General features: G+C 71.0%; 8 protein-coding genes and 1 tRNA gene. 1 reads left to right on the top strand and 8 read right to left on the bottom strand.

Annotation, left to right across the window (positions count from 1 at the left end; all coding sequences use genetic code 11):
• Window positions 1–252: 252 nt before the first annotated feature.
• Both VFN12_RS08615 and VFN12_RS08610 read right to left on the bottom strand, forming a co-directional pair.
• Window positions 253–325: transfer RNA gene (locus VFN12_RS08615), tRNA-Thr, on the bottom strand.
• An 84-nt stretch (window positions 326–409) separates the two neighbouring features.
• Window positions 410–589 (bottom strand): hypothetical protein, encoded by a 180-nt coding sequence (locus tag VFN12_RS08610; protein ID WP_325118232.1) that lies wholly within the window; start codon window positions 587–589, stop codon window positions 410–412.
• A gap of 104 nt (window positions 590–693) precedes the next feature.
• On the opposite strand from VFN12_RS08610, the gene VFN12_RS08605 reads away from it, so the two are divergent.
• Complete coding sequence (locus VFN12_RS08605; RefSeq protein ID WP_325118230.1) at window positions 694–1,620, top strand: LysR family transcriptional regulator; 927 nt, start codon at window positions 694–696, stop codon at window positions 1,618–1,620.
• Window positions 1,621–1,637: 17 nt separating this feature from the next.
• On the opposite strand, the gene VFN12_RS08600 is transcribed toward VFN12_RS08605, so the two are convergent.
• From VFN12_RS08600 to VFN12_RS08575, 6 genes are all read right to left on the bottom strand, one after another.
• Window positions 1,638–3,185 carry an alpha/beta hydrolase gene (locus VFN12_RS08600; protein ID WP_325118229.1) on the bottom strand — a complete coding sequence of 516 codons (1,548 nt, stop codon included), beginning with the start codon at window positions 3,183–3,185 and terminating at the stop codon, window positions 1,638–1,640.
• A complete protein-coding gene (locus VFN12_RS08595) occupies window positions 3,182–4,360 on the bottom strand; it encodes a DNA polymerase III subunit delta' (protein WP_325118228.1) in 1,179 nt (392 codons plus the stop codon). The genes VFN12_RS08600 and VFN12_RS08595 overlap by 4 nt, the downstream gene beginning before the upstream one ends.
• Window positions 4,357–5,007 (bottom strand): dTMP kinase, encoded by a 651-nt coding sequence (gene tmk, locus VFN12_RS08590; protein WP_325118227.1) that lies wholly within the window; start codon window positions 5,005–5,007, stop codon window positions 4,357–4,359. The genes VFN12_RS08595 and tmk overlap by 4 nt, the downstream gene beginning before the upstream one ends.
• A gap of 43 nt (window positions 5,008–5,050) precedes the next feature.
• Window positions 5,051–5,461 (bottom strand): hypothetical protein, encoded by a 411-nt coding sequence (locus tag VFN12_RS08585; RefSeq protein ID WP_325118226.1) that lies wholly within the window; start codon window positions 5,459–5,461, stop codon window positions 5,051–5,053.
• 70 nt (window positions 5,462–5,531) lie between these two features.
• Window positions 5,532–8,231: a type I DNA topoisomerase gene (gene topA, locus VFN12_RS08580; protein WP_325118225.1), complete on the bottom strand. Its 2,700-nt coding sequence runs from the start codon at window positions 8,229–8,231 to the stop codon at window positions 5,532–5,534.
• A 196-nt stretch (window positions 8,232–8,427) separates the two neighbouring features.
• Window positions 8,428–8,672: hypothetical protein (locus VFN12_RS08575; protein ID WP_414690020.1), on the bottom strand; the 245-nt coding region annotated here is incomplete at its 5' end.

Genomic DNA, 8,672 nt, shown 5'->3' with positions numbered 1-8,672 from the left:
TTCGCGCCGAACGACGGTCTGAATGGGCTCAGCCGTACCGGTTCATAACCTTCGTTCATAACCTCAGGTTACATGTCCGGTTCATAGCTTTCGGGGACGCAGCAGCGAGGAACGCTGAATCCTGGCCCCTGTGGAGGATTCACACCATGAACAACTGGCCGCAGTGACCCCCTGGGGGCCGCATGATGAACCTGGTCGCGTCCGAGAACGGTGGAGCCCTGTCTTCGCGGGTCAGCGCGGGTGGGTGGTCGGAGCCGCCTGTCGGAATCGAACCGACGACCTATTCATTACGAGTGAATCGCTCTACCGACTGAGCTAAGGCGGCCTGCTGCCCGGGCCGGAGTGGAGCTTGGCCCGGGCAACCCGACGGAGTATACGGACAGGCGACTCGCCCGCCGAAACCGGCGGATCAGGCCGCGACGGACGGGCGCGTCGGACTCGCCGGCCGGCCGGTCTGGAGCTCCTGCTCGGCGCCGCACCAGCAGGTGAAGGCGACGTGGACGCCCCGCTCGTCGTTGACGATCGCGGTGACCTGGCTGGGGAAGATCAGCCGGCGCCGGCGGCAGGCGGTGCAGAAGTGGTCGAACATGGCGGGCCCTCCCTCGCGGACAGCTGGATGACGGACCACCATCATCCGATCCCATCCCTCATAGGGGTAGCCTCTCTTTCCAGCATGTTCCCTAGGAGATGCCTATGCTTTCGCTGCACCAGCTGCGGTGCTTCCTGGCGACGTACGAGCTCGGGTCACTGACGGCCGCCGCCGAGCGTCTGGGCTATGCGCAGCCCTCGGTCTCCGAGCAGATCCGGGCGCTTGAGCGCTCCCTGGGCGCGACGCTGTTCCGGCGCGTCGGCCGGGGGGTGGTGCCGACCACGGTCGCCGACTCGCTGCGACCGCACGCCGAGCAGACGATCGCGGCGGCGGAGGAGGCCCGCCGCGCGGTGCAGCGAGTGACCGCTCTCGAGACGGGCACCATCCGGTTCGGGATGTTCGGCACCGCGCGGTTGTACGCCGGCGCCGCGCTGATCGCCGACGTGCTCGAGCGTCATCCGGGGGTGCGGGTCGAGCTGGTCGGCCAGAACTCCAGTGACGTCCAGGAGGACCTGCGCCGGGGCCGGATCGAGGCCGCGATGATCGCCGTCCCGACCGTCCGCAGCGAGGGGATGCAGGTGATCCCCGTGGCGCGCGACGAGCTGGTCTACGTCAGCGCGGATCCCGACCGGATCTCCTCACCTGTCACCGCGCAGCGGCTGGCGACGGCCTCGCTGGTGATGCCCGAGACCACCTGGCGCGAGCAGGACTCCACCCGGACCGTGCTGCGGCAGATGCTGCACGAGACCGGTCGCAACCCGCAGACCCGGATCGAGGTCGAGGACGTCGAGACGGCCGTCGAGCTCGTCGGGCTCGGCCTCGCCGACTCGGTGATCCCACGGGGCGCCGCTGCGCAGCTGCTCCCCCGGCTGGCGCCGGACGCGGGCTGGGTGCGGCTGCGGCCGCGACAGTTCGACACGCTCGCCATCGTGCACCGCTCCGGCGCATCGCTGTCGGCCGCCGCGAGGTTGATGATCGAGCTCGCGACCCGCCGGATCCAGGCCATCGCCGAGCCGATCCACGCCCGCTGACCCGACTCCCTGATCGGTCAGCAGGTCAGGCCGTCGTCGGGAACGGTGCCCGCGAGCAGGTAGGCGTGGACCGCGTCGTCGACGCAGTCGTTGCCCTTGTTGTAGCCGGTGTGGCCATCACCCTCCCGGGTGACCAGCACGCCCGACTCGAGCTGGTCGGCCAGGCTCTCGGCCCAGGCGTAGGGCGTCGCGGGATCGCGGGTGGTCCCGATCACGACGATCGGCCGAGCGCCGGCGCCGTCGATCTCGAGGGGGTCCGCGGTCGACCTGACCTCGGTGCCGAGACAACCGGTGAGGCCCCACGCGAAGAAGCCCCCGAACGTGGGCGAGGCCTTCTCGAACGCCGGGGTCGCGGCCGGAACCGCGCGGGGCGGGATCGACGACGGGTCGTCGAGGCAGCTGATCGCCACGAATGCCTCGCGACTGTTGTCGGTGTAGCCGTCGGCACCACGAGAGTTGTAGAGATCGGAGAGCTGGAGCAGCGCGGAGCCGTCGCCGTCGTAGGCGTCTCCGAGCGCGGAGGTCAGCAGGAACCAGTAGTCCCGGACGTAGAGGGGCAGCACAATGCCGTAGACGGCGTTGCCGACGCGCAGCTCCCGCCCGGTCGCCGTGGGCAGGGGGTCCGCGTCGACCTCGTCGAGGAAGCCGCTGATGCTCGCCAGCCCCTCCTCCACCGAGTCGCCGAGGAAGCACGGGTCGGACGTCGCGACGCAGTCCTCGACGTAGGCACGCAGGGCGGTCTCGAAGCCGGTCGCCTGGCCCAGGGCGAGCTCGCGGACATCCAGGGAGACGTCGACCGCCCCGTCCAGGACGAACCGGCCGACCCGGTCGGGGAACAGCTCGGCGAAGGTGGCGCCGAGCTCGGTGCCGTAGGAGGCACCGAGGTACCGGAGGGTGGACTCACCCAGGGCGGCGCGGAGGACGTCCATGTCGCGGGCGGCCTCGACCGTGCTCACGTGGGCGGCGAGCCGACCGGACCTCTCGGCACAACCGCTCGCCATCGCACGGGACAGGCGGACGAACTCCCGGCGCTCGGCCGCCGTGTCGGGGTCGGGGTCGACGGCGACGTACTCGTCGAGCGCGCGGTCACCGAGGCAGTCCACCGGAGCGCTCTCGCCGGCGCCGCGGGGATCGAAGCCGACGATGTCGAAGCTCTCGAGCAGCGGGTCACCGAAGACCAGGTCGGACTGGGCGGCGTAGTCGGTGCCGGGCTGGCCGGGTCCGCCGGGGTTGACCACGAGGGAGCCCACGCGTTGCTCGGGGTCGGCGGCCGGAACCCTCAGGAGGGCCAGATCGATGGTGGCGCCGCCCGGATCGGAGTAGTCCAGGGGAACCTCGAGCGTCGCGCACTCGGCCCCACCGTCGCAGGAGTCCCACTCGAGGTCCTGGGAGTAGAAGCGGGCGAGCTCGGCCGCCGGGGCCGAACCGGCCGCGGCGTCCCCGGTGGCCGAGGGGCTGGAGGTGGACTCGGCCGGGTCGTCGCCCCCTCCTTGCAGAGCGAGGACCCCGACCCCGACGGCGACCGTCGACAGCACCACCACCACCGCGACCAGGAGTCGCTTCATCTCGCGGCACCTCCTGGCGCCTTGAGCGCCAGCATCATCGACTCCAGCGCCAGGGAGACCGGGACGTTGTACTCGAGCATCTGCTCGCGGGCCTCGAAGATCGAGGCGATCCGCCGCAGGTTGAGCTCCGGCGAGGATGTCCGGGCGAGGAGCTCCACGTCGGGCCGGATCTCCTCGTTGACCAGGGCCACCCGCGCGTCCGCCGCGACCGCGATGGCGTCGCGGTAGACCGACACCAGGTCCATCAGCCCCCGGTCGACGACGTCGAGGTGGCGTCGCTTGGCGCGTGTCTTCTGGGCCTTCTCCATCGCAGCCAGGGCGGGGGCGTACTCCCGTGGACGGCGGCCGCGCTCCACGACGCCGTACGACGCGTCGAGGTCGCGCTTCTCGCGCTCGTCCAGTGCGCTGGTGATGGCCGCCGCCTCCTCCTTGGTCACGTCGTTGAGGTTGGCGGCGGCGTTCATGCAGTCACCCAGCGAGGTGAGCCTGGCTGGGAGCGCGACCACCTCGCGTCGACGGTTGCGCGTGGCCTCGTCACGGGCCAGGGCACGGGCCCGGCCGATGTGACCCTGGCTGGCCCGGGCCGCCGAGGCCGCGAGCGACGCGTCGACGCCCTCGGTCCGGACCAGGAAGTCGGTCACGTCGGCCGCCGTGGGAGTCGTCAGGGTCACCAGCCGGCACCGGGACCTGATCGTCTGGAGGACGTCCTCGACCGTCGGCGCGCAGAGCATCCACACCGTCCGGTCCGTGGGTTCCTCGATCGCCTTGAGCAGCGCGTTGCACGCCTGGTCGGTGAGCCGGTCGGCGTCCTCGACCACCAGCACCTGCCACCGCCGCCCCACCGGGGCGAGGGCGGCCCTCCGCACCAGGTCTCGTACCTCGTCGACACCGATCGAGAGCTTCTCGGTGCGGATCACGGACACGTCGGCATGGGTCCCGGCCAGCACCGTGTGGCAGGCATGGCACTCCCCGCAGCCGGCACGCTCGCACTGGAGGGCCGCGGCGAAGGCGACCGCGGCGTTGGAGCGGCCCGACCCGGGCGGCCCGGTGAACAGCCAGGCGTGGGTCATCCCGTGGCCGTCGGCCGCCGCCGCGAGGGCCGCGGCGGCGCGAGGCTGGCCGACCAGGTGGCTCCAGACTCCGCCGGTCGCCGCGGACGCTTCGACGGCGTTCACCGCTTCGCCTGTCCGAGCAGCGGTTCCACCCGATCCCGGACGTCGGCCGCGATGTCGTCGACGGGCCGGCGCGCGTCGACCACCAGGTAGTGGTCGGGGTCGGCCGCCGCCATCTCGACGAACGCCGCCCGCACGCGCTCGTGGAACTCCACCGACTCGCCCTCGATCCGGTCGCGCTCGGTGAACCGGCCCAGCCCGTGCTCGGGGGCGAGGTCGAGGACGACGGTCAGGTGCGGGCGCAGGTCATGGGTTGCCCAGCGCTGCACGCGCTCGACCTCGGCCAGGTCGAGGACGCGGCCGGCGCCCTGGTAGGCCAGCGACGAGTCGACGTAGCGGTCGGTGATCACGACCTCGCCCCGCTCCAGCGCGGGCAGTACGACGGTGTCGACGTGCTCGGCCTTGTCGGCGGCGTAGAGCAGCGTCTCGGTGCGGTCGGCGAGCTCACCGGTGGCGGGGTCGAGAACGATCTGGCGCACCCGCCGACCGACCTCGGTGTCTCCGGGCTCGAAGGTCAGCCGCACGGAGTACCCCTCGGCGCGCAGCCAGGCCTCGAGCGCCCGGGTCTGCGTCGACTTGCCGGCACCTTCGCCCCCCTCGAAGCACACGAAGACACCCGTGGGCGCGTAGAAGCCGGTCTGCTGGGGCACGAGCCGAACCTACGAGGTGGCACCGACGCCCGCCACCACCGGGTCAGCCGCCGGCGAAGTGGGTCGCACAGGCGCGGGTGCCCTCGGTCGCCTCGGCAGAGTCGGAGCACTCGTCCGGCGGGAGCATCAGCAGGGCCCAGGCCGCCGCCATGATCGGGATCGGCACCAGCCAGGCGGCCACCTTGCCCACCCAGCTGCGGGCGTCGCGCCGCACGCTCACGAGCGCGATCACCGCGACGACGGCAGCGGCCTCGAACCCGAGGAGGACCAGCGAGGCCGGGCTGGACCCGTCTCCGCAGAACTTTCCCTGCACCGAGGCCGGGGCGGGCATCCGGCCCGGCGCTCCGGCATAGCAGTTCTCGACGAGGAACCACAGGTGGAGGAAGAAGCCGCCCACGAGGAACAGCGCGGTCAGGACGACCAGCCCCGCCTTGCCCACGAAGTTCCGCTCCATGCCGGAGAGTATGAGACCTCCGGCGACGCCCGCGTGGGAGATTCGCCGATCTGCGGAACCGCGGGTTCCTTCACGACTTCTTCGAGGTCGCCGTCCTGGCGGTCTTCTTCGTCGCCTTCTTGGCTGTCTTCTTCGTGGTCTTCTTGGCCGCCGACTTCTTCGCCCCGCGCTTGCCGGCCTTCTTGGCCGGCCCCTTGGCCCGGCGCTCGGCCAGCAGCTCCGCCGCCCGATCGAGGGTGATGTCGTCCACCGAGTCGTCCTTGCGCAAGGTCGCGTTGTACTCGCCGTCGGTGACGTACTCGCCGAAGCGCCCGGCCTTCACGACCACGGGAGCACCGGAGACCGGATCGTTGCCGAGCTCCTTCAACGGGGCCGAGGCCGCGGCCCGTCCGCGCTGCTTGGGCTGGGCGTAGATCGCCAGCGCCTCGTCGAGGGTGATCGTGAGCAGCTTCTCCTCGGAGTCGATCGACCGCGAGTCGGTGCCCTTCTTGAGGTAGGGCCCGTACCGACCGTTCTGCGCGGTGATCTCGACGCCCTCCGCGTCGGTGCCGACGACCCGTGGCAGGGACAGCAGCTTCACCGCGTCGTCGAGGGTGATGCTCTCGAGCGTCATCGACTTGAACAGCGACCCCGTCCGCGGCTTCGCCGACTTGGGGGCGTCCTCGGGAAGGGACTCGGTGACGTAGGGCCCGAAGCGGCCGTTCTTCGCCACGACCCGCAGCCCGGTCTCCGGGTGCGTCCCGAGGTCGATCTCCTCGCCGGCGGGATTGGCGAACAGCTCGCGGGCCTTGGCGAGGGTGAGCTCGTCGGGCGGCAGGTCGTCGGGGACGTTGGCCCGCTTGCCGGCCGGGTTGCCGTCATCGTCGGGCCCCTCGAGGTAGGGGCCGTAGCGCCCGACCCGGAGCACGATCCCGCTGTCGTCGTCGCCGACCGGGAAGGTCGCCATCTCCTTGGCATCGATCTCGCCCAGCCCGGTGACCAGCGGGTGCAGACCCTTGATCCGCTCGGACCCGTAGTAGAACTCAGCGAGCTCGGTCGCCCGATCAGCCCGTCCGGAGGCGATCTCGTCGAGCACGTCCTCCATGCCGGCGGTGAACTCGTAGGAGACCAGGCGCTCGAAGTGCGCCTCGAGCAGGCGGGTGACCGAGAACGCGAGCCAGGCCGGCACCAGCGCGGTGCCCTTCTTGTAGACGTAGCCGCGGTCGATGATCGTCTTGATGATCGAGGCGTAGGTCGAGGGCCGACCGATCTCGCGGTCCTCGAGCTCCTTGATCAGGGTCGCCTCGGTGTAGCGGGCCGGTGGCTTCGTCTCGTGGCCGGAGGCCGACACCGACGCGGCCGACACGGCGTCCCCCTCCTCGAGCTTGGGCAGCCGGGTCTCGGCGTCGTCCCGCGCCGCGGAGGCGTCGTCGGTGCCCTCGACGTACGCCTTGAGGAACCCGTGGAAGGTGATCACCCGGCCGGATGCCGCAAACACCACGTCCTCACCCGAGGAGGCCGCACCCCCCAGCCGGATCGAGACCGACTGGCCGACCGCGTCCTTCATCTGGGAGGCGACGGTGCGCATCCAGATCAGCTCGTAGAGCCGGAACTGGTCTCCGGTCAGGCCGGTCTGGGCCGGCGTCTGGAAGGAGTCGCCGGCCGGACGGATCGCCTCGTGCGCCTCCTGGGCGTTCTTCACCTTCGAGGCATAGGTCCGCGGGCTGTCGGGGAGGTACTCCGTGCCGTACAGGTCCCGCACCTGCGACCGCGCGGCCTGGACGGCCCCGCCCGAGAGCGTGGTCGAGTCGGTCCGCATGTAGGTGATGTAGCCGTTCTCGTAGAGCCGCTGGGCCACCGACATCGTGATCGACGCCGAGAAGCCCAGTTTCCGCGAGGCCTCCTGCTGCAGCGTGGTCGTACGGAAGGGCGCGTAGGGCGAGCGACGGTACGGCTTCGACTCGACCGACCGCACCTCGTACGTCGTGTCGCGCAGGCCGTCCGCCAGGGCCTCGGCCCGGGCGCGGTCGAGATGGACGACCTTGTCGGACTTGAGCTGCCCGAGCGTGTCGAAGTCCGATCCCCGGGCGACCCGGCCGCCGTCGACGGAGTGCAACCGGGCGGGGAACATCCGCTGGTCGTGCTTCTCGCCGGCGTCGAAGGTGCCCTCGAGGTCCCAGTACGACGCGATCCGGAACTTCATGCGATCCCGCTCGCGGTCCACCACCAACCTGGTCGCGACCGACTGGACCCGGCCGGCGGAGAGGCCGGACATGACCTTCTTCCAGAGCACCGGTGAGACCTCGTAGCCGTAGAGCCGGTCCAGGATCCGGCGGGCCTCCTGCGCCTCGACCAGGTCCATGTCGAGGTCGCGGGGGTTCTCCGCGGCCGCCTGGATCGCCGGCTTGGTGATCTCGTGGAAGACCATTCGCTTGACCGGGATGCCCTTGGGCTTCAGCTCGTCGAGGAGGTGCCAGGCGATGGCCTCGCCCTCACGGTCCTCGTCGGTGGCGAGGTAGAGCTCCTCGGCGTCCTTGACCAGCCCCCGGAGCTTGGTGATGTGGCTCTTCTTGTCACGGGGAACCACGTAGTAGGGCTCGAAGTCGTTCTCGACGTCGACGGCCAGCCGGCCCCAGGGCTTGTCCTTGATCTTCGCCGGGGTGTCGGCAGCGTTGTTCGGCAGGTCCCGGATGTGGCCGATGGAGGACTCGACGACGTACCCGGCGCCGAGGTACTCCGCGATCTTGCGGGCCTTGGCCGGGGACTCGACGATCACCAACTTGTGTGCCACGTGGGTGGGTGCTCCCTCTTGATGTACCGGCTCAGCGATGGTTCCGGGTGGCCCGATTGGACTCACGGCGGATTACGGTAGCGCGGACCCCGAGAATCCCGGGTCGCGGTCGTCGGGCGACCCCCGAAATGCCGGCGACCCGGCCCCCTCGACACGCACGGTGCCGGGTGGCCGGGTCGACCAGCGTCTCCCTCGGTCAGCGTCCGGGTGGAGGCTCGAACGGCTGCGTCGGGGCCGGGTCCGTCTGGGCAGGTGCCGAGCCCGGCGTCGACGGGTGCGCCGAGGGGTTCCCGGTCGGCGTACCCGCCGCGATCCGCTCGTCACCGTCCGTCGCAGGGCCGGCCGGCGACGCGGTGTCGTCGTCACCGCCGATGTGGATCGAGCGGCGCTTCGACACGTAGATGGCAGCTGCGATCGCGGCCACCGCCGCGAGCGCGATGA

Source organism: Nocardioides sp. (assembly GCF_035703625.1).
Lineage (GTDB): Bacteria > Actinomycetota > Actinomycetes > Propionibacteriales > Nocardioidaceae > Nocardioides.
This window is presented reverse-complemented; position numbering and strand designations above follow the sequence as displayed.

Excerpts from the sequence above, each read along its gene's own strand:
- VFN12_RS08585 (WP_325118226.1), bottom strand. The coding sequence starts at position 5,461 with ATGGAGCGGAACTTCGTGGGCAAGGCGGGGCTGGTCGTCCTGACCGCG.
- VFN12_RS08600 (WP_325118229.1), bottom strand. The coding sequence starts at position 3,185 with ATGAAGCGACTCCTGGTCGCGGTGGTGGTGGTGCTGTCGACGGTCGCC.
- VFN12_RS08610 (WP_325118232.1), bottom strand. The coding sequence starts at position 589 with ATGTTCGACCACTTCTGCACCGCCTGCCGCCGGCGCCGGCTGATCTTC.
- VFN12_RS08605 (WP_325118230.1), top strand. The coding sequence starts at position 694 with ATGCTTTCGCTGCACCAGCTGCGGTGCTTCCTGGCGACGTACGAGCTC.